The following is a 20,501-nucleotide window of genomic DNA, read 5'->3' as shown; positions in this document are numbered from 1 at the left end:
GCTTCCCGCTTCGGGTTGCCGTTTAGAAGACGGAGAAGTAGTCGCCGAGCTCGACCTGCACCGACTTGATGCGGGTGTAGTGGGCGAGGGTGGTGAGGCCGTTCTCGCGGCCCACGCCGGACTGCTTGTAGCCACCGACGGGCATCTCGGCGGGCGACTCGCCCCAGGTGTTGATCCAGCAGATGCCGGCCTCCAGCTTGTGGATCACGCGGTGGGCGCGGGCCAGGTCGCGGGTGACGATGCCGGCGGCCAGGCCGTAGTCGGTGTCGTTGGCGCGGCGGATGGCTTCTTCCTCGGTGTCGTAGACGAGGATGCTCATCACCGGGCCGAAGATTTCCTCGCGGACGATGGTCATCTCGTCCGTGCAGTCGGTGAACACGGTCGGGGCCACGTAGGCGCCCTTGGCGTAGTCGCCGTCGGTGACGCGTTCGCCGCCGATCAGCAGGCGCGCGCCTTCCTTGCGGCCGGACTCGATGTAGCCGAGCACGCTCTCCATGTGCGGGAAGCTGGTGAGCGGGCCGAAGTTGGTGTTCTCGTCCTGCGGGCTGCCCAGGCGGATGCGCTTGACGCGCTCGACCACCTTGGCCTCGAAGCGCGCCTGCAGCACGCGCGGGATGAACACGCGGGTGCCGTTGGTGCAGACCTGGCCGGAGCTGAAGAAGTTGGCCATGACGGCGATGTCGGCGGCGCGATCGAGGTCGGCGTCCTCGAAGATGATCAGCGGCGATTTGCCGCCCAGCTCCATGGTCACTTCCTTGAGGGAGGAGCTGGAGGCGCTGGCCATCACCTTCTTGCCGGTGGCGGTGCCGCCGGTGAAGGAGATCTTCTCGATCTGCGGGTGCTCGGTCAGCCACTGGCCGACTTCACGGCCGCTGCCGGTGAGGACGTTGAACACGCCGTCCGGTACGCCGGCCTCGGTGTAGATCTCGGCCAGCTTGAGGGCGGTCAGCGGGGTGACTTCGCTGGGCTTGAAGATCATCGCGTTGCCGGCTGCCAGGGCCGGGGCGGATTTCCACATGGCGATCTGGATCGGGTAGTTCCAGGCACCGATGCCGGCGACCACGCCCAGCGGCTCGCGGCGGGTGTAGACGAAGCTGGTTTCGCGCAGGGGGATCTGTTCGCCCTCGATGGCGGGCACGAGGCCTGCGTAGTACTCGATCACGTCGGCGCCGGTGACGATGTCCACGGCACGGGTCTCGGCCAGGGGCTTGCCGGTGTCCAGGGTCTCCAGGGCGGCCAGCTCGTCGTTGCGCTCGCGGAGGATCTCCACCGCACGGCGCAGGATGCGCGAACGCTGCATGGCGGTCATCGCGGCCCAGATCTTCTGCCCCTCGATGGCGCTGGCGACGGCGCGCTCGACGTCTTCCTTGCCGGCGCGCTGCACGTTGGCGAGGACCTCACCGTTGGCCGGGTTGATGCTCTCGAAGGTGGCGCCGCTGGTGGAGTCGACGTAGCGACCGCCGATGTAGAGCTTCTGGTCTTCGAATCGGGCCATGGGGTTCGTCCTCTCAGGTCTCGTTTACGCAAGGCGGGCCGCGCTCGGGGCGGGCCCTTTGTCGGAGTCCCGGGCACGGTGGAGCCGCCCGGATGCATGAAAACGAGCCTACTTTATTTTTATTGAACGTTCAAACAACAAAGAATAAGCTGCGCTCCATGAACGGGGCTGCGGCACATCGCCGCACCTCTTCAGGCCGCATTGCAGAGGCTTCGCCGGATTACATGAGCGGGTCGGCAGGGCGGCGCGGGTCTGTCGTTGCGCCGTCAGGCGCGTGCTTTCACTGCCCTGGAGCTCTTCTCCACATGAGTACCGCTTCCCTTGCGCTGCATCCCGAGTCGCGTGCGCGGCTCAACCCCGTGGTGTTCTTCGGTTCCACCGCGTTGATCCTGATCCTCACCGTCGCCCTGATCCTCTTCCCCGAGGGGGCCGGGCTCTGGCTGAACAAGGCGCAGAGCTGGCTCTCGCGCAGTTTCGGCTGGTACTACATGCTGGCGATCGGGGCCTACCTGTTCTTCGTGCTCTACGTGGCCTTCTCCCGCTACGGCAACCTGCGCCTGGGCGCGGACGGCGACCGGCCGGACTTCAGCTACGGTGCCTGGGCGGGGATGCTGTTCTCCTCGGGCATCGGCATCTCGCTGCTGTACTTCGCCGCGTCCGAGCCCATCGACCACCTGTACAACCCGCCGGAAGGCGAGGCAGGCACCGAGCACGCGGCGCGCCAGGCGTTGCAGCTGACCTTCCTCCACTGGGGTGTGCATGGCTGGGCGATCTATGCGCTGGTCGGCCTCGCCGTGGGCTACTTCGCCTACCGCCACAAGCAGCCGCTGGCGCTGCGCTCGGCGCTCTACCCGCTGTTCGGCGAGCGCCTGATGAAGGGCTCGGTGGGCAATGCGGTGGATTGCTTCGGCATCTTCGTCACCCTGCTGGGCCTGGTGACCAACCTCGGCATCGGCTCGCTGCAGGTCTCCTCCGGCCTGGAGTACCTGTTCGGCTACCCCCATAGCCAGGGCGCGCTGCTGACGGTGATCCTGGTGATGAGCGCAGTGGCGACGCTGGCCGCCGTGTCGGGGATCGAGAAGGGCATCCGCCGGTTGTCGAACCTGAACATCATCCTGTTCAGCGGCCTGCTGCTGTTCGTGCTGCTGGCCGGCGACACCCTGCACCTGCTCAATGGGCTGGTGCAAAACCTCGGCGACTACCTCAACGGCCTGGTGCTGAAGACCTTCGACCTCTACGTGTACACCGGGCAGTCCGGCAAGAGCGAGGCGTGGATGGGCCTGTGGACCCTGTTCTACTGGGCCTGGTGGATCTCCTGGGCGCCCTTCGTCGGCATGTTCATCGCCCGCATCTCCCGTGGCCGCACGGTGCGCGAGCTGGTCTGCGGCGTGCTGCTGATCCCGCTCGGTTTCACCCTGGCCTGGCTGTCGGTCTTCGGCAACAGCGCGCTGGACCTGGTGATGGACCAGAACGCGACCGAACTGGGCAAGGCCGCGCTGGAGCAGCCGGCAATGTCCATCTACCTGCTGCTGGAGCACTACCCCTGGGCCAAGGCGGTGATCGGCCTGTCGATCTGCGTGGGCTTCGTGCTGTTCCTGACACCGGCGGATTCCGGCTCGGTGATGCTCGCCAACCTCTCGCGCAAGGGCGGCGAGCTGGACGAGGACGCGCCCAACTGGCTGCGCATCTTCTGGTCGGTACTGATCACCCTGGTGACCATCGGCCTGCTGTTCGCCGGCAACTTCACGGCGATGCAGACGGTGGTGGTGCTCGCCGGCCTGCCGTTCTCGGTGGTGCTGCTGCTCTACATGTTCGCCCTGCTCAAGGCCATGCGCATCGACATGGAGGCGCAGGAGATGAACCGGCACTCACCGGTGATCGCGCCCGGCCCCGTCTGACCGGCCCGCAATGAACAACGCCCCGGGGGAAACCCCGGGGCGTTTTCGTTTGTGGCGGATGGCTCCGTCCGTAGGGCGGGTGAAACCTGCGAAAGCCCTGTGCCGCCGATGTCGGGTTGCACCCGACCTACATGCCCCGCCATGGCCAATGTAGGGGCAATTTCAATGGCTCTGTCTGCGTTAAGTATTGCTAGAGGATTTGAGTCCAGCTGATTGCCGAGCTTTGCTGGTGCTTCTGGTTTCGCCCACCCGGGCGAGTCCCTTTTAACAGTCGTCGGAATGCCGAACCACTTAAAAGGAACCAAAAGCGCTCGCCCCTGCATACGGGTCTGGCTTCGCCAGACTCCCCTCGCTCCATCATCGTTACTCGCTACGCTCGCCCTTCGGGCCGCACTGAAGTGCGTTCGCCACAAGTGGCGTCCAGGGGCACGCCGCGAAGGGCCATCCCTGGCCCATCGCGGCTCTCCCGACATCCATGTCGCTCAACCCCTTCCACGACGATTCGCTCGGCCTCCTGAAAGGGGCATTTGGCGGCTGCTCCAACTTTCTTCGTCCAACGCATCACCACGTGGTGCGCACGGACTTTCGTAGGATGGTGTAGAGCGAAGCGAAACCCATGCGGTGGAGGTGGCACGAGCCTTGGGGAGCCCGGAAAGTGCCGTGCTTGAGCGCCTGCATTAAAACCACAAAGCTAACGCCGACAGCGCCATTTCAATCGCCAAGCGGCGCGTCGCGCCGCCATTACGCGCGTCAGCCGGTCGCCTTGGCCAGCTGCAGGTCGAGGTAGTCATAGGCGATCTGCAGCGCCTGCCGGGCGTTGAAGGTGGTGCCGGTGAGGGCGCTGCGCAGCCACAGGCCGTCGATCAGCGCGGCCAGGCCACGGGCGGCGGCGCGGGCGGATTCCTGGGGCAGCACGCGGCGGAATTCGCAGCACAGGTTGGAGTAGAGGCGGTGGTCGTTGACCCGTTGCAGGCGGCGCAGGGCGGGCTGGTGCATGCTGGTGGCCCAGAACGCCAGCCAGGTCTTCATCGCCGGGCCGTTGACCTGGCTGTCGTCGAAGTTGCCGTCGATGATGGCGCGCAGGTGCGCCCGTGCGGAGTCGTCGCCCAGGGCCGCGCGACGTTCGCGCACGGCCGTGCTCAGGGCCTGCATCAGGTGGCGCATGGTGGCTTCGAGCAGGCCGTTCTTGTCCTTGAAATAGTGGCTGATGATGCCGTTGGAGACACCGGCGAGGCGGGCGATGTAGGCGATGCTGGCATCGCCCATGCCGACCTGGTCGACGGCTTCGAGGGTCGCGTTGATCAGTTGCGAACGGCGGATCGGCTGCATTCCGACCTTGGGCATCAGTCACTCCAGATGGCGAATTCGAGCGAGGGAAAGCGCGCAGTCTAGGGCGTATCAAATTGATCGATCAATCAAGACGGTCGCTTCAGGGATGACCTGTCGGTCAAAGGCATGCGCCGTGAAGTGCCGGGAAAGGGGGATGCAGGACGAAAAGCGGCGATGCGCACCGGGGGCACGCATCGCCGTGGCGGAGCCGCCAGCGCTTATTTAAGCCATTCGGCCACGCGCTCGGGGTTCTTGGCGATCCAGGCCTTGGCGGCCTCCTCGGGCTTGGCGCCCTCGCGGATGGCCAGCATCACGGCGCCCACTTCCTCGCCGCTCCAGGAGAACTTCTTGAGGAAGGCGGTGGCTTCCGGTGCCTTGGTTTCCAGGCCCGGGTTGGCCACGGTGTCGACGTGCTCGTCGTCGCCGAAGACCTTCTTCGGGTCCTCGAGGAAGCGCAGTTTCCACTTGGCGAACATCCAGTGCGGGATCCAGCCGGTGACGACGATGGGCTTCTGCGCCTTCTCGGCGCGGGTCAGCGCGGTGGCCATGGCCGGGCCGGAGCTGGGCATCAGCTTGATGTCGAGGTTGTACTGCTTGATGGCGTCCTCGGTGCGGCGCATCACGCCGGCGCCGGCGTCGATGCCGGTGATCTTGCCGTCGAAGTCCTTGCTGTATTTGTTCAGGTCCTCGATGGACTTGGCCTGGACGTAGTCGGGCACGATCAGGCCGATCTTGGCGCCCTTGTAGTTGGAGCCGAGGACGACGACCTTGTCCTTGAGCTTCTCGAAGTACTCGCCGTGGGTGGCGGGCAGCCAGGCGGAGAGGGTGGCATCCAGGTCACCACGGGCGATGCCCTGCCACATGATGGCGGGCTCCACGGGCTTGAGCTCGACGCCGTAGCCGAGCTTCTCCTTGAGGATTTCGCCGGCGACGTGGGTGGCGGCGACGCTGTCGTCCCAGCCGTTGACGTAACCGATCTTCAGGGTGGGCTTGTCAGCGGCGTGGGCGCTGCCGAGGCCGATGGCCAGGGCGGCGATGCCGATGGATTGCAGACACAGGGACTTCAGCTTTCGCATACGTAATGCTCCATCAGGTGGGATTGGCAGCTAGCTACGTTGGATGCCACGGGCCCGTTCTCGGGCGGGCTGGGTGGCGCTGCATGCCATGGCCCGGTGGGCCATGGCTGCAGGAGACGGGAAGCGGAAAATCAGAGGCCGACGTGTTTCTTCACGGCGGCGGCGCCGTCCTGGCCGTCGAGGGTGGTGACGCCTGCCAGCCACTTGTCGAGGATCGCCGGGTTGGCCTTGATCCAGTCCTTGGCGACCACCACCGGGTCTTCCTTCTTCAGGACGCGGTCCATCAGCTGGCTTTCGATCTCGACGCTGAACTGCAGGTTGTTCAGCAGCTTGCCGACGTTGCCGCAGCGCGCCTCGTAATCCGGCGGTACCACGGTGTAGACCTTGGCGGCGCCGAAGTCCGGGCCGAACACGTCATCGCCACCGGCGAGGTAGGTGATGTCGAACTGGGTGTTCATCGGGTGCGGGGCCCAGCCGAGGAAGACCACCGGCTCCTTCTTCTTCACCGCGCGCTGCACCTGGACCAGCATGCCGGCCTCGCTGGACTCGACCATGCGGAAGCCGCCGAGGCCGAACTGGTCGCCCTTGATCATCTTGTCGATCAGCAGGTTGCCGTCGTTGCCCGGCTCGATGCCGTAGATCTTGCCGCCCAGCGGGTCCTTGAACTTGGCGATGTCCTGGAAGCTCTTCAGGCCCGCTTCGGCGGCATAGGTGGGCACGGCGAGGGTGTACTTGGCGCCTTCGAGGTTGGCGGTCGGCAGCACCTTCACGCCGTTGTCCTTGGTGAAGGGCTCGATCACGGCGTCCATGGAGGGCGCCCAGTAGCCGAGGAACACGTCGATCTGCTTGTTCTTCACGCCGGTGAAGGCGATCGGGACCGAAGCCATGATCTTGCGCGGGGTGTACCCCAGGCCCTCGGTGAGGACCATCGCGACGCCGGTGGTGGCCGAGATGTCGGCCCAGCCGATCTCGGCGAAACGCACCTGTTTGCAGCTCTCCGGGTCCTGCGCCCACGCGCCTTGCACCAGCGCGCAGGCCAGCAAGCCGGCACCCGCGATCTTCTTCATGTTCATCATCTGCAACTCCCTGCTACTGGAAAGTGATGGCTCTTGTTTTCTAGGTATGCGTCATTGCCGTTGCAGCTTGGCCCGTGCGCTCAACCAGCCGAACAGGCGGCCGCGGGAAGCGGTCTGCGGGGTACCGAAGCTCTCGGTGATGCGGTCGAGAATGATCGCCAGCAGCACCACGGCCATGCCGCTCTCGAAGCCCAGGCCGATGTCCAGGCGCTGGATGCTGGCGAGCACGTCGTTGCCCAGGCCACCGGCACCGACCATCGAGGCGATGATCACCATCGACAGCGCCATCATGATGGTCTGGTTGACCCCGGCCATGATCGAGGGCATCGCGTTCGGCAGCTGCACCTTGTATAGCAGCTGCCAGCTGGTGCAGCCGAAGGATTGCCCGGCCTCGACGATTTCCTTGTTCACCTGGCGGATGCCGAGGCTGGTCAGGCGCACCGCCGGGGGCATGGCGAAGATCACCGTGGCGATGATCCCGGGCACGCGGCCGAGGCCGAAGAGCATGGCGGCGGGGATCAGGTAGACGAACGCCGGCATGGTCTGCATGAAGTCGAGGATGGGGCGGATGATGTAGGCCACCCGCTCGCTCTTCGCCGCCCAGATGCCCAGGGGCACGCCCAGCAGCAGGCTGATCAGGGTCGAGGAGAAGGTCAGCCCGAGGGTCACCACCGTCTGCTCCCAGAAGCCGGTGAGCACGATGAGCACGAAGGCGACGGCGGTGAACAGGGCGAACTTGACGCCGATTCGCCACAGCCCGAGGCCGACGAAGACGGCGATCACCAGCCAGGCCGGCGGCCACATGAGGAAGCGCTCGATCAGCTCGGAGAAGCCGCTGACCACGGCGCCGATGTTCTCGAAGGCGCCGCTGTAGTTGTCCAGCAGGTGCTGGACGACATCGTTGACCCAGCTGCCCAGATCCAGTTTCTCGCTCATGGTCATTCTCCCTGCAGGCGGCTAAGCAGGCGGCCCTTGCTGATGGCGCCGCAGTAATGGCCGTCCTGGTCGACGACTGGGATGGGACCTTCGTTGTCCACGAGGCGCTCGATCACCTGTTCCAGGGGGAGGTCCTCGGGCACCGGCACGATGTGCTTGAGCAGCTCGGGCTCCAGGCTCCTGGTCTGGCCTTCCTCCACCAGCAGGGCGATCTTCTCCAGGCTGATGGAGCCGCGGAACTTGTTGTCCTCGTCGACGATGAAGGCGTAGTGCTTGTCCAGCGCCTGCAGCTCCTGGCACACCTGCTGCGCGTCGGGCGCCTTGCCGTTGTGCACGTACAGCGGGACGCTGTCGGCCTTGAGCTGGCCGGCGGTGAGGTAGCGGCTGGTGTCGACGGTGTCGAAGAAGTTGCGCACGTAGTCGTTGGCGGGCTTCTCGATCAGCTCCTGCGGGGTGCCGACCTGGACCAGCTTGCCGCCTTCCATGATGCCGATGCGGGTGCCGATGCGCATGGCCTCCTCGATATCGTGGGAGACGAAGATGATGGTACGGCGGTGGGTCTTCTGCAGTTGCAGGAGCACGTCCTGCATCTCGCGGCGCTTGAGCGGGTCGAGGGCCGAGAAGGCCTCGTCCATGATGATCATCGAAGGGTCGACCGCCAGGGCGCGCGCCAGGCCGACGCGCTGCTGCATGCCGCCGGACAGTTCATGGGGGTACTTCTGGGCGAAGGGCGCCAGGCCCACCTGCTCCAGTACTTCCATGGCGCGGCGCTCGCGCTCCTTCTTGCTCTTGCCGGCCACTTCGAGGCCGAAGGCGGCGTTGTCCAGCACCGTGCGCGAGGGCATCAGGGCGAAGGACTGGAAGACCATGCTCATGTCGCGGCGACGCAGGTCGATCAGCTGCGCCTTGGGCAGCTTGGCGACGTTCTGCCCGTCGATGAACACGTCACCGGCGGTGGGTTCGATCAGGCGATTGATCAGGCGGATGAGGGTGGACTTGCCCGAGCCGGAGAGGCCCATGAGCACGAAGATTTCGCCCTCCTCGACGCTGAACGACACGTCGCTGACGCCGATCACCGCGCCACGTTCGGCGAGGATCCTCTCCTTGCTCCAGCCTTGCTTGAGCAAGTCGATGGCTTCTTGTGGCTGTTGGCCGAAAACCTTGTAGAGGTTCTGGACCACGATTTTTCCAGACTGCATGGGATGGTTCCCCTTCAGTAGACATCCAGATCAGCTACACGGGACCCGGCGGGCGCCACGGGGACGCGCCGACAGGCGATGCCGACTGTTATTGCCTGTGTGGGTTTACTGGTTCCAGGGTGTGGCAGGGGGATCGCGCAACGGGCGGCGGGGGGACGGCACGACACGGGTTCGGCGGTCCGCCATGACACCTCGGGTGTATGGACGACCGTTCGATTCCTTGAGTTCCTGACCTTCATTCCGCTGTATTGCAAACCGCTTTCCAAACCCTCTGGCAGTGCTACGAAACCCGATCCTTGGGTCGTTCAACACCTCGACCGGAGGTGCGCGTACATCCGAAATTTCTTGTAGGGCGGAAGCCTGTCACAGGGGGCTCCGCCGTTTTCTGTTCTTCGGTCCGGGGCTGAGGGCCCCGGTCTGTCAGTTCTGGCTTGAAGCGACAGCGACGAAATCGGCTGAGTCAACGATATAGCCTCGGTGGCCGGGCAATTGTCGGTTTACGACTCTGACGTGTTGGGCGACGACACCAGGTCGGTTGCCGAAAAAAACCATAACAGAATTTTCTCACCGGATAGAAATGCTGGAACCCGCGCAGGGCGCGGGTTTCAGGGGTTGACATGGCCATAGGCAAGAGCTGCCGGGGGCTTCAGCGCAATCGCGAAAAAGCGAAATTCATGGCGCTGCGGCGAGCCCCAGAGCGGCATTCGCCATTTTCCCGTCACGGGTGGTGACGCCATCGAGCCACTTCTCCAGTTGCTCGGGATGCGCCTTGAGCCAGGCCTTGGCCTCGCGCCGGCGATTGGTGCTCTGGTTGAGGATCGCCCCCATCAGGTGGTTTTCCATTTCCAGGCTGAACTGCAGGTTGCCGAGCAGCCTCCCCAGGTTCGGGCATTCCTTGGCCAGGCCGGCTCGGGTGTTGGTGTAGACGGTGGCACCACCGAAGTCGGGGCCGAAATAGTCGTCGCCTCCGGCCAGGTAGTGCATCTGGAACTGGTTGTTCATCGGGTGCGGCTCCCAGCCCAGGAACACCACCCACTGCTTGAGGTGCTCGGCGCGCTTGACCTGGGACAGCATGCCGCTCTCGCTGGACTCCACCAGCTTGAAGTCGGCGAGGCCGAACGCCTTGTCGTCGATCATCTTCTGGATCAGCTTGTTGCCGTCGTTGCCGGGCTCGATCCCGTAGAGTTTCCCACCCAGCTCGTTCTTGAACCGGGCCAGGTCGGCGAAGCTCTTCAGGCCCCCGTCATAGGCCGCCTGGTTCACCGCCAGGGTGTACTTGGCGCCCTTGAGGTTGGCGCCCAGGGTGTCGACCGAGCCGTTCTCGCGGTACGGCTTGATGTCGTTCTCCATGCTCGGCATCCAGTTGCCGAGGAACACGTCGATCTTCTTCTCCGACAGCGCCTTGTAGGTGTCGGGCACCGAGAGGCGCTTGACCTGCGTGCTGTAGCCCAGCTCGGTCAGCACATAGCGGGTGACGGCGGTGGTGGCGGTGATGTCGGTCCAGCCGACATCGGCGAAACGGACGGTCTTGCAGGATTCCGGTTCTACGGCCTGGGCCAGCAGCGGGGTGCAGAGCGCTACGGCCAGGAACCGGTTGATCAATGGGTTCATGGGGACTTCCACAGCAGTGTCGAGGGTGGGCGATCGCCTGTCCGCGCGGCGAACGGACTGCTGCTGGCCGGTGCGGGTGCGCCCGGATCATGTGACGAAGTCGCGCCTGCTTCTACGAAGCAGGTCGCAAGCAGAAAGGTACTGTCGCTTTTTTCGCCTGTGCGTCGCCGCGACGTATTTGGACACGAGCGGGTCGGTGTGGGGCGGCGGGGGCGTCCGGAAATGCCGATCATGTGGCCCAAGCCCCACCACCTCTCGCGGAGACCATCGTGGCCATCAGCGTGTTCGACCTGTTCAAGATCGGGATCGGTCCCTCCAGCTCCCACACCGTCGGCCCCATGCGGGCAGCCGTGCTCTTCGTCGGCGCCTTGCGTGAGCGGCAGTTGCTGGAGCGGGTGACGCGCCTGGAGGTGAACCTCTACGGCTCGCTCTCCGCCACCGGGGTCGGCCACGGCACCGATCGCGCCGTGGTCATGGGGCTGATGGGCGAGTGGCCGGACCGCATCGACCCCAGGCAGATCGCCCCGCGCATCGCCGAGCTGCTCGCCAGCGGGATCCTGCCGCTCGATGGTCGCCTGCCGGTGCCCTTCGACTGGCAGCGCGACATGCGCCTGCTCGACGAGAACCTGCCGTATCACCCCAACGCCATGACCCTGGTGGCCTTCGGCGAGAGCGGCGAGCTGCACCGCGATACCTACTATTCGGTCGGCGGCGGTTTCGTCGTCGACGCCGAGCAGGCCGCCGCCGGCCAGCTCGACCAGGACCACACCCGGCTGCCCTACGACTTCTCCAGTGCCGAAGAGCTGCTGCGCCTGTGCAAGCGCCACGGCCTGCGCGTCTCCGAACTGATGCTGGCCAACGAGAAGGCCTGGCGCAGCGAGGCGGACATCCGCAGCGGCCTGCTGCGCCTGTGGGCGGCCATGCGCGAATGCGTGGAAAACGGCCTGAGCCAGGAAGGCATCCTGCCCGGCGGGCTCAATGTCCGGCGCCGCGCCGCGCGGCTGCACCGCAGCCTGCTGGAGCTGGGCAAGCCCAACGTCATCGGCTCGACCATGAGTGCCATGGAGTGGGTCAACCTGTTCGCCCTGGCGGTGAACGAGGAGAACGCCGCCGGCGGGCGCATGGTCACCGCGCCCACCAATGGCGCGGCAGGCATCATCCCGGCGGTGCTGCACTACTACATGAAGTTCAATCCGGAAGCCTCCGACGACGACGTGGTGAACTACCTGCTCGGGGCCGCTGCGGTAGGCATCCTGTGCAAGAAGAATGCGTCCATCTCCGGCGCCGAGGTCGGCTGCCAGGGCGAGGTCGGCTCGGCCTGCGCCATGGCCGCCGCCGGCCTGGCCGAAGTGCTCGGCGCCACCCCGGAGCAACTGGAGAACGCCGCCGAGATCGGCCTGGAGCACAACCTCGGGCTGACCTGCGACCCGGTGGGCGGGCTGGTGCAGGTGCCCTGCATCGAGCGCAACGCCATCGCCGCGGTGAAGGCCATCAACGCCGCACAGATGGCCCTGCGTGGCGATGGCGAGCACTTCATTTCCCTCGACCGGGTGATCCGCACCATGCGTGACACCGGCGCGGACATGCACGACAAGTACAAGGAAACCTCGCGTGGCGGCCTGGCCGTCAGCGCCATCGAATGCTGACCCGCTTTCGCTCCCCCGTGCGTCCGCCTGCCAGCTTTTGGTGCGATGCCCGGGGATGCGATGCGAACCCGGCGTGACCGATTGGTCACTCACGCTGCCGCTCGTCTGTTACGCCCGGTATTCCCGGATGTAGCGGGGTGACAACGGCACCGCCAGCAGGTGCTACCTAATGCCCCAGAGCCCGCGAACCACGCGGCCTGGCGGTCGCTAACAGAATGTTTCTGTCGCTCTCGCCTAGCCCCGCTGGCATGGGGTTTGGATGCGCTTGTGCATTTTTATTGAACGCGCGAACAATTTAGGCATGACCTTTGCCTCGTATCAGGGGCAACTCATCTGGGTCAGTCGCCGTACCAGAACCATAAGAAGAGAACCTCGCAACGAAGGTTCACAGCGTGTTTAGCGTGAGGGTTTTCAGATGTCACAGTCCAACCAGGGCTCCCAGCCCCAGAACCGCGCTCCCCAATCCATCGGCTTCCTGCTGCTGGACAACTTCACCCTGATCTCCCTGGCCTCTGCGGTGGAGCCGCTGCGCATGGCCAACCAGCTCTCCGGCAAGGAGCTGTACCGCTGGTTCACCCTGACCCAGAGCGGCCTGCCGGTGAGCGCCAGCGACGGCCTGCAGATCACCCCCGACGCCAGCCTGGAGAACGCCCCGGCACTGGACGCGGTGATCGTCTGCGGCGGTGTCGACATCCAGCACAGCGTCACCCGCGAACACCTGCAGTGGCTGCAATCGCAAGCCCGCCAGGGGCGCCAGCTCGGCGCCGTGTGCACCGGCAGCTGGGCGCTGGCCAAGGCCGGGCTGCTCGACGGCTACGACTGCAGCGTGCACTGGGAATGCCTGGCGGCGATGCAGGAGGCCTTCCCCCGCGCCGCCATCACCACGCGCCTGTTCTCCATCGACCGCAATCGCAACACCTCGTCCGGCGGCACCGCGCCGATGGACATGATGCTGCACCTGATCGCCCGCGAGCATGGCCGCGAACTGGCGGCGGCGATCTCCGAGATGTTCATCTACGAACGCATCCGCAACGAGCAGGACCACCAGCGCGTGCCGCTCAAGCACATGCTCGGCACCAACCAGCCGAAGCTGCAGGAAATCGTGGCGCTGATGGAGGCCAACCTGGAGGAGCCCATCGATCTCGACGAGCTGGCCTGCTACGTCGACGTGTCGCGCCGCCAGCTCGAGCGGCTGTTCCAGAAATACCTGCACTGCTCGCCCTCGCGCTACTACCTGAAGCTGCGCCTGATCCGTGCGCGCCAGCTGCTCAAGCAGACCGCCATGTCGATCATCGAAGTGGCCTCGGTGTGCGGCTTCGTCTCCACGCCGCATTTCTCCAAGTGCTACCGCGAGTACTTCGGCATTCCGCCGCGTGACGAGCGCGCCAACCAGAACGCCAACGTGGTGGCGCTGGTGCCCATGCCCGAGGACCTGATGCGCCCCTCGTCCTCCACCGCCATGGCGGCCCTCACCCGTGCCCAGGGTGAGTCCACCTTCGCCAGCGTGCGCTTGTAAAGCACTCCCCGGGGCCGCTTTGCGGCCCCTTTCACCCCGGAGGCCAGTTCCGGGCGCAATTCGTAGGATGAGTCGGGCGGCGTTCCGCGAGCTCCGTGAAACCCATGCTGCCGGCCCGCGCCAGGGTCATTTCAGTGCCGGAGAGTGATGGGTTTCGCTTCGCTCTACGCCATCCTACGGGGCGTTGTGCATGGGTTCCGTGCATGAAAAAGGGCGCCATCGGCGCCCTTTTTCGTTGCAGGTGGATCAGCGTGGTACCAGCGCCGGCAACAGGGTGCGGGAAATGGCCTCGCGCACGTTGGGCAGCAGGGTGGCGCTGCCGCCCAGCAGCTCCTCCACCAGGCGCCGCAGGGCCACGGCGCGTTCGGGGCTGAGGCCGCTCACGGCGTGCTCGCAGGCCTGTTCGGCGCTCACCCCCGAGGGAATGGCCAGCCCCAGCGCCACCAGGCGCTCGCGGAAGTCTTCCTGGTCGATCAGATCGGCATGCATCATGGCCTGTCTCCTCCGGTCATCGGGCTGCGCGTCAGCGCAGCACTCCTTCTTCCATCAACAGCTTGAAGATAGCCTCGGCACCCTCGGCTGGCGACAGGTCCTTGAGCACCTTGCCGCCCCCGCCGGAAGCCTTGGCCGTGGCCGCCTTCATCCGCTCGGCGCCGGTCTTGGCCTTGATCACCTTGAGCCGCTTGGGCCTCGGCCGGGCCGGTTGCAAGCGTGCCTCGGCCAGCAGCGTGTCTTCAACCACCTCGACGTCGCAGGCCTCGAGCGTGCCGCGCCGGGCCGGGCCGAAGGCACTCTGGCGCGCCACCGGGGCGGCGTTGTCGACGCTGGCGAGGAGCGGCAGGCGCACCCGCAGCCGGCGTCGCTGGCCACGGGGCAGGGCCTGCAGCACCTGGGCCACGCCGTTCTCCACCTTCTCCACTTCCGCGAGCCCGACCACCAGCGGCCAGCCGAGCTTCTCGGCCAGCAGGAAGGGCAGCATCCCCGAGCCTTCGCCGGTTTCCGCCTGGCTGCCGGTGAGCACGAGGTGCGCGCCGGCGTCGGCGAGGTACTCCGCCAGTGCCGGCAGGGCGTCAGCCTGGGCGGGCTGTTCGAGCACGGCGATTTCCGCCAGGCCCATGCCCAGGTAGGCGCGCAGGGCTTCCTCGCGCGGGTTGCCGGCGTGCAGCACCTGCAGGCGATCACCGCCCAGGCGTAGGCCCAGCTCGACGGCGCGGGCGTCCTGCTCCGCACGCCGGGCGCGACCGGAAGTCGGGTGAGCGCCGACGGAGACCAGGGTGATGATGTTCAGTTCGTCATGCAGCATCGCGTGCGCCCCCCTGACGGTAAGCGGTGATCCGTTCGATCAGCGCGGCGAGGATGGCGCCGGAGTCGCCGATCACCGAGAGGTCGGCGCGTTTGATCATGTCGCAGCCCGGGTCCATGTTCACCGCCACCACCTTGTCGCAGGCGCCGATGCCCTGCAGGTGCTGGATGGCGCCCGAGATACCCACGGCCAGGTACACCCGCGCGGTGACCCAGGTGCCGGTGGCGCCGACCTGGCGGTTGCGCGGCATGTGGCCGTCGTCCACCGCAACGCGCGAGGCGCCTTCGGTGGCGCCCAGGACCCTGGCGGCCTCGTGGAACAGCGCCCAGTCCTTCACGCCGTTGCCGCCGGAGAGGATGAACTCGGCCTCGGCCATGGGGATCTGCGCCGGGTCCACGGCCACCGCGCCGAGGTCCTCGATGCGCGGCAGGCTGCGGGCGATGTTGGCTTGCAGTTCGATGGGGCGGGCTTCGTGGCGGGTCTCGCTGACCGGCTCGGCGCATTCGGCGGCGGCCAGGATCAGCCGTGGCGTGGCGCGCACCAGGTCCTCGCGACCGGCCCCGGCACGGCCGCTGCACTGCTCGCCGTCCACTTGCCAGACGCGGGTGGCCGGACGTTCGCCGAGCTTGGCGGCCAGGCGCCGGCCCAGCTCGCCGCCACCGCTGCGGCTGTCGGGCAACAGCCAGTGGCGCGGGGCCAGCTGGCTTTCCACGGCGCTCAGGGCCAGCACCCGCGCTTCCGGCGCGTAGCCGTCGAAGGCCTCGCCCTGGATGCGCAGGATGCGGTCGACACCGGCGTTGTCGAAGGCGGTTTCCTTGTCCTCGCCGAACAGCACCGCGACCACCGCACCGTCCGGCCCGGCGAGCCTGTTGGCCAGGCCGAGCAGGTCCTTGTCGTGGCTGCCGAGGCGGCCGCCGACCATGTCCGGCACCACGGCGATGTAGAAGGCCGGTTGCACCACCAGGTGCAGCGGCACCTGCACGGCCTCGCTGGCGCCACTGCGCTTGCTGGTGGTGCCTTGCTGGGCGCCGCTGCGGTCGATGCGCTTGATGCCGGCGGGACCGATGAAGCCGGCGGCGATGGCATGGGGGTTCTTGCGGATGACGCCGTTGGGCCCCATCCAGGTGGTCTGGCCCTGTTGCTGCAACGTGGCGTGCAGCGGGTGCAGGCGGTTGCGGGCGATACGCTCGGCGCGCGGGTCGCGGCGGATGATGTCGCTCATCGTTGAGTCTCCGTCCGAGGGGGGCGCTGGCGGCAACGGCACTTCATCAATGCACCTCCGCCACGTCTTCACGCTTGGCCGCCGCCGGCTTCCTGGCTTCCACCGGTGCTTCGATGAGCACTTCGGCGACCAGCTCGGCGATGTCCTTGATCTCCGGGCGCGGGGCGACCACGCCTTCGAGCATCGCGGTGCACTGCGGGCAGCCCACGGCCACCACTTCGGCACCGGTCTCCTTGATGTCCACCATGCGCATGTCGGGGATGCGCTGCTTGCCGGGGATGTCGGTGATCGGCGCGCCGCCACCGCCGCCGCAGCAGCGGGAGCGGAAACCGGAGCGTTGCATTTCCTTCACCTCGATGCCGATGGCCTTGAGCACGGCACGCGGGGCTTCGTACTCGCCGTTGTAGCGGCCGAGGTAGCAGGGGTCGTGGTAGGTCACGCTGCCGGCCTTGCTCCGGCCGAGCTTCAGCATGCCGCTGCACACCAGTTCGTCGATGAAGGTGCTGTGGTGCAGGACCTGGTAGTGGCCGCCGAGCTCGCCGTATTCGTTCTTCAGCACGTGGAAGCTGTGGGGGTCGCAGCTGACGATGCGCGTGAAGCGGTACTTGGCCAGGGTGGCGATGTTGCGTCGAGCGAGCTGCTGGAAGGTGGCTTCGTCACCCAGGCGACGGGCCACGTCGCCGCTGTCGCGCTCTTCCAGGCCGAGTACGGCGAAGTCGACGTTGGCGGCCTTGAGCACCTTCACGAAGGCGCGCAGGGTGCGCTGGTTGCGCATGTCGAAGGCGCCGTCGCCGACCCAGAACAGCACGTCGGCCTGCTTCTTCTCGCTCATCAGTGGCAAGTTCAGGTCGGCCGCCCAGTTGAGCCGCCCGCCGGGGGCGAAGCCGCCGGGGTTGTCGGTGGCGATGAGGTTTTCCAGCACCTCGGCGCCCTTGTTCGGGGTGGCGCCCTTTTCCAGGGTGAGGTGGCGGCGCATGTCGACGATGGCGTCGACGTGCTCGATCATCATCGGGCACTCCTCGACGCAGGCGCGGCAGGTGGTGCAGGACCAGAGCGTCTCGGCGTCTACCAGGGCCTTGCCCTGCAGGGCAACGATGGGCTGGTGCGGGCCGCCGCTGTGTTCGCCCAGGGGCTTGCCTGGGTAGGGGCTGCCGGCGAAGTTGGCGTCATTGCCGCCGGCCAGGCCGATGACCATGTCCTGGATCAGCTTCTTCGGGTTCAGCGGCTGGCCGGCGGCGAAGGCCGGGCACATGGCCTCGCACTTGCCGCACTGTACGCAGGCGTCGAAGCCGAGCAGCTGGTTCCAGGTGAAGTCGGTGGGTTTCTCCACGCCCAGGGGGGCGCTCGGGTCGGCCAGGTCCAGGGCCTTGAGGCCGGTGGAGCGGCCGCCACCAAAGCGTTCGGCGCGGCGGTGCCAGGCCAGGTGCAGGGCACCGGCGAAGGCGTGCTTCATCGGCCCGCCCCAGGTCATGCCGAAGAACAGCTCGGACACGCCCCAGGCCACGCCGACGGCGAGAATCGCCGCGAGGAACCAGCCACCGAAGCCGGCGGGGAGGATGCCGGCCACCGGCAGGGTGGCGATGAAGAAGCTCGCGGCGAACATCAGCAGGCTCTTGGGCAGGCGCATCCACGGGCCTTTCGACAGCCGCGAGGGCGGGTCGAGGCGGCGCTTGGCGACGAACAGGGCGCCGACGAACATCAGCGCGGTGGCACCCAGCAGGGCGAAGCCGAGGATGCGGCTGTGCAGCCCGAAACCGTGAACCAGGATGGCCAGCAGCGCCGCCAGGACGAAGCCGCCGGCCGTGGCGACGTGGGTCCTGGACATGTACGTGTCGCGCTCGACCACGTGGTGCAGGTCCACCAGGTAGCGGCGCGGCATCTTCATCAGCCCGCCGAGCCAGTCGACCTGCGACGGGCGGCCTCGGCGCCACATGAGGAAGCGCTTGGCGGAGCCGAGTACGGCCAGTGCCAGGGCGGTGAAAAGAAGGATCGGAAGCAATGTGCTCAACATGGATAACCACCTTGGCCGCAGCGGCAAGCGACAAGCTTCAAGCTGCAAGCAAGAGCCGAGTCCCGCTCCGGCTCCTGCTTGCGGCTTACCTCTTGCCGCTTGTGGCTGCTTTTAAAAGTCCTTGCACAACCGCAGGGCGTCGTAGATCGCCGCGTGCACGTTGCGCGGGGCGCCGCAGTCGCCGATGCGGAACAGCAGGTAGCCGTCGCCGGGTTCGCACAGGCAGGGTTGCGGCCTGATCTCGAACAGCGCATCGACGTCGATCTGGCCCTTGTTGCGCGAGCCTTGCTTGAGTGCGTAGTACAGGCTCTCGTCAGGGCGCACGCCATTCTCGATGACGATCTGGTCGACCACGCGCTCCTCGCGGGCGCCGGTGTATTCGTTCTCCAGCACGGCCACCACCTTGTCGCCCTCGCGGTAGACCTTCTCCAGCATCAGGTCGCCGGTCATGATCACGTCCTTGGGGTACATGCTGCGGTAGTAGGTGGGGAAGGTGGTGCCACCCATGGCGACGCCGGGCTTGGTGTCGTCGGTGACGATCTCCACCTGGGCGCCTTTCTCGGAGAGGTAGTCCGCCGCCGACATGCCGCCGAACTCGCAGATGGTGTCGTAGACCAGCACGTTCTTGCCGGGCTCCACCTTGCCTTCGAGGATGTCCCAGGCGCTGACCACCAGGCCTTCTGCCGCGCCCCAGTGCTCGTTCTGCTCGATGAAGGGATGGCCGCCGTTGGCCAGCACCACGATGTCGGGCTTGAGGTCGAGGATGGTGTCGGTGTCGGCAGCGGTGCCCAGGCGCAGGTCGACGCCGAGGCGGGCGATCTCCAGCTGGTACCAGCGGGTGATGCCGGCGATCTGGTCGCGCTGCGGGGCCTTGGCGGCGATGCTGATCTGGCCGCCGAGCTGGTCCTTCTTCTCCAGCAGGGTCACGTCGTGGCCGCGCTCGGCCGCCACGCGGGCCGCTTCCATGCCGGCGGGGCCGCCGCCGACGACGACCACCTTGCGTTTTACGCCGGTGGTCTTCTCGATGATATGCGGCAGGCCCATGTACTCGCGGGTGGTGGCGGCGTTCTGGATGCACAGCACGTCCAGGCCCTGGTACTGGCGGTCGATGCAGTAGTTGGCGCCGACGCACTGCTTGATCTGGTCCACCTGGCCCATCTTGATCTTGGCGATCAGGTGCGGGTCGGCGATGTGCGCGCGGGTCATGCCGACCATGTCCACGTAGCCGCCCTCGAGGATGCGCGTGGCCTGGTTCGGGTCCTTGATGTTCTGTGCGTGCAGCACCGGGACGTTGACCACTTCCTTGATGCCGGCCGCCAGGTGCAGGAAGGGCTCCGGCGGGAAGCTCATGTTGGGGATGACGTTGGCCAGGGTGTTGTGGGTGTCGGCGCCGGAGCCGACCACGCCGATGAAGTCGAGCATGCCGGTGTCGCAGTAGTACTTGGCGATCTGCTTCATGTCCTCGTGGGACAGGCCGTCGGGGTGGAACTCGTCGCCGGAGATGCGCAGGCCCACGCAGAAGTCGGGGCCGACTTCCTCGCGCACGGCCTTGAGCACTTCCAGGCCGAACTTCATGCGGCCTTCGAAGGTGCCGCCCCATTCGTCGGTGCGCTTGTTGACGCGTGGGCTCCAGAACTGGTCGATCATGTGCTGGTGCACGGCGGAGAGCTCGACGCCGTCCAGCCCGCCGGCCTTGGCGCGGCGCGCGGCCTGGGCGAAGTCACCGATGACGCGCCAGATCTCTTCCACCTCGATGGTCTTGCAGGTGGCACGGTGCACGGGCTCGCGGATGCCCGACGGCGACATCAGGGTCGGCCAGTTGTAGCCGTCCCAGCGCGAGCGTCGGCCCATGTGGGTTATCTGGATCATGATCTTGGCGCCGTGCTTGTGCATGGCGTCGGCGAGGTTCTGGAAGTGCGGGATGATGCGGTCGGTGGACAGGTTCACCGAGCTCCACCATTGCTGCGGGCTGTCGCTGGACACCACCGACGAGCCGCCGCAGATGGCCAGGCCGATGCCGCCCTTGGCCTTCTCCTCGTAGTACTTCACGTAGCGCTCGGTGGTCATGCCGCCATCGGTGGCGATGACTTCGGCGTGGGCGGTACTGAGCACGCGGTTGCGGATGGTCAGTTTGCCGATCTGGATCGGCTGGAACATTGCTTCGAACGCCATGATGCCGTGCC

Annotated in this window: 15 protein-coding genes; 3 read left to right on the top strand and 12 right to left on the bottom strand. The window is 66.5% G+C overall.

Annotation, left to right across the window (positions count from 1 at the left end; translation table 11 throughout):
- Positions 1-22: 22 nt before the first annotated feature.
- Positions 23-1,495 carry a betaine-aldehyde dehydrogenase gene (betB, locus tag ACYJSS_RS11075; protein WP_111259631.1) on the bottom strand — a complete coding sequence of 491 codons (1,473 nt, stop codon included), beginning with the start codon at positions 1,493-1,495 and terminating at the stop codon, positions 23-25.
- Between the two features lie 362 nt (positions 1,496-1,857).
- Here betB and ACYJSS_RS11070 point away from each other — a divergent pair, with 362 nt between their 5' ends.
- A complete protein-coding gene (locus ACYJSS_RS11070; protein ID WP_111259660.1) occupies positions 1,858-3,393 on the top strand; it encodes a BCCT family transporter in 1,536 nt (511 codons plus the stop codon).
- 750 nt (positions 3,394-4,143) lie between these two features.
- On the opposite strand, the gene betI is transcribed toward ACYJSS_RS11070, so the two are convergent.
- From betI to ACYJSS_RS11040, 6 genes are all read right to left on the bottom strand, one after another.
- Positions 4,144-4,737 carry a transcriptional regulator BetI gene (gene betI / locus ACYJSS_RS11065; protein WP_111259630.1) on the bottom strand — a complete coding sequence of 198 codons (594 nt, stop codon included), beginning with the start codon at positions 4,735-4,737 and terminating at the stop codon, positions 4,144-4,146.
- Positions 4,738-4,940: 203 nt separating this feature from the next.
- Positions 4,941-5,798 (bottom strand): glycine betaine ABC transporter substrate-binding protein, encoded by an 858-nt coding sequence (locus ACYJSS_RS11060; protein ID WP_236205484.1) that lies wholly within the window; start codon positions 5,796-5,798, stop codon positions 4,941-4,943.
- Positions 5,799-5,929: 131 nt separating this feature from the next.
- Positions 5,930-6,874, bottom strand: coding sequence for a choline ABC transporter substrate-binding protein (locus ACYJSS_RS11055; RefSeq protein ID WP_236205483.1), 945 nt, complete (start codon positions 6,872-6,874; stop codon positions 5,930-5,932).
- A 51-nt stretch (positions 6,875-6,925) separates the two neighbouring features.
- Positions 6,926-7,810 (bottom strand): ABC transporter permease, encoded by an 885-nt coding sequence (locus ACYJSS_RS11050; RefSeq protein WP_111259627.1) that lies wholly within the window; start codon positions 7,808-7,810, stop codon positions 6,926-6,928.
- 2 nt (positions 7,811-7,812) lie between these two features.
- Complete coding sequence (locus tag ACYJSS_RS11045) at positions 7,813-9,009, bottom strand: quaternary amine ABC transporter ATP-binding protein (protein WP_111259626.1); 1,197 nt, start codon at positions 9,007-9,009, stop codon at positions 7,813-7,815.
- A gap of 672 nt (positions 9,010-9,681) precedes the next feature.
- Positions 9,682-10,620, bottom strand: coding sequence for a choline ABC transporter substrate-binding protein (locus tag ACYJSS_RS11040; protein WP_173174932.1), 939 nt, complete (start codon positions 10,618-10,620; stop codon positions 9,682-9,684).
- 269 nt (positions 10,621-10,889) lie between these two features.
- Here ACYJSS_RS11040 and ACYJSS_RS11035 point away from each other — a divergent pair, with 269 nt between their 5' ends.
- Together ACYJSS_RS11035 and gbdR are read left to right on the top strand one after the other, a co-directional pair.
- The gene (locus tag ACYJSS_RS11035) at positions 10,890-12,266 is read left to right on the top strand and encodes an L-serine ammonia-lyase (RefSeq protein ID WP_236205482.1); all 1,377 of its coding nucleotides are present in this window, start codon (positions 10,890-10,892) and stop codon (positions 12,264-12,266) included.
- A gap of 415 nt (positions 12,267-12,681) precedes the next feature.
- A complete protein-coding gene (gene gbdR / locus ACYJSS_RS11030; RefSeq protein WP_111259623.1) occupies positions 12,682-13,782 on the top strand; it encodes a choline metabolism transcriptional regulator GbdR in 1,101 nt (366 codons plus the stop codon).
- A 246-nt stretch (positions 13,783-14,028) separates the two neighbouring features.
- On the opposite strand, the gene ACYJSS_RS11025 is transcribed toward gbdR, so the two are convergent.
- The 5 genes from ACYJSS_RS11025 to dgcA form a co-directional block, all read right to left on the bottom strand.
- Positions 14,029-14,274 (bottom strand): hypothetical protein, encoded by a 246-nt coding sequence (locus ACYJSS_RS11025; protein WP_111259622.1) that lies wholly within the window; start codon positions 14,272-14,274, stop codon positions 14,029-14,031.
- 31 nt (positions 14,275-14,305) lie between these two features.
- Positions 14,306-15,085, bottom strand: coding sequence for an electron transfer flavoprotein subunit beta (gene etfB / locus ACYJSS_RS11020; RefSeq protein ID WP_111259621.1), 780 nt, complete (start codon positions 15,083-15,085; stop codon positions 14,306-14,308).
- Positions 15,075-16,307: an electron transfer flavoprotein subunit alpha gene (gene etfA / locus ACYJSS_RS11015; protein WP_111259620.1), complete on the bottom strand. Its 1,233-nt coding sequence runs from the start codon at positions 16,305-16,307 to the stop codon at positions 15,075-15,077. The genes etfB and etfA overlap by 11 nt, the downstream gene beginning before the upstream one ends.
- A 46-nt stretch (positions 16,308-16,353) precedes the next feature.
- Entirely contained in the window at positions 16,354-18,318 is a 1,965-nt protein-coding gene (dgcB, locus tag ACYJSS_RS11010; RefSeq protein ID WP_236205481.1) for a dimethylglycine demethylation protein DgcB, read from the bottom strand.
- Positions 18,319-18,429: 111 nt separating this feature from the next.
- Positions 18,430-20,490 (bottom strand): dimethylglycine demethylation protein DgcA, encoded by a 2,061-nt coding sequence (gene dgcA, locus ACYJSS_RS11005; protein WP_459479877.1) that lies wholly within the window; start codon positions 20,488-20,490, stop codon positions 18,430-18,432.
- Positions 20,491-20,501: the final 11 nt, after the last annotated feature.

The sequence above is a fragment of the Pseudomonas sp. No.21 genome (assembly GCF_054558415.1).
Note: the sequence above shows the minus strand (reverse complement) of the source record. Positions and strands in the feature narration are given on the sequence as shown.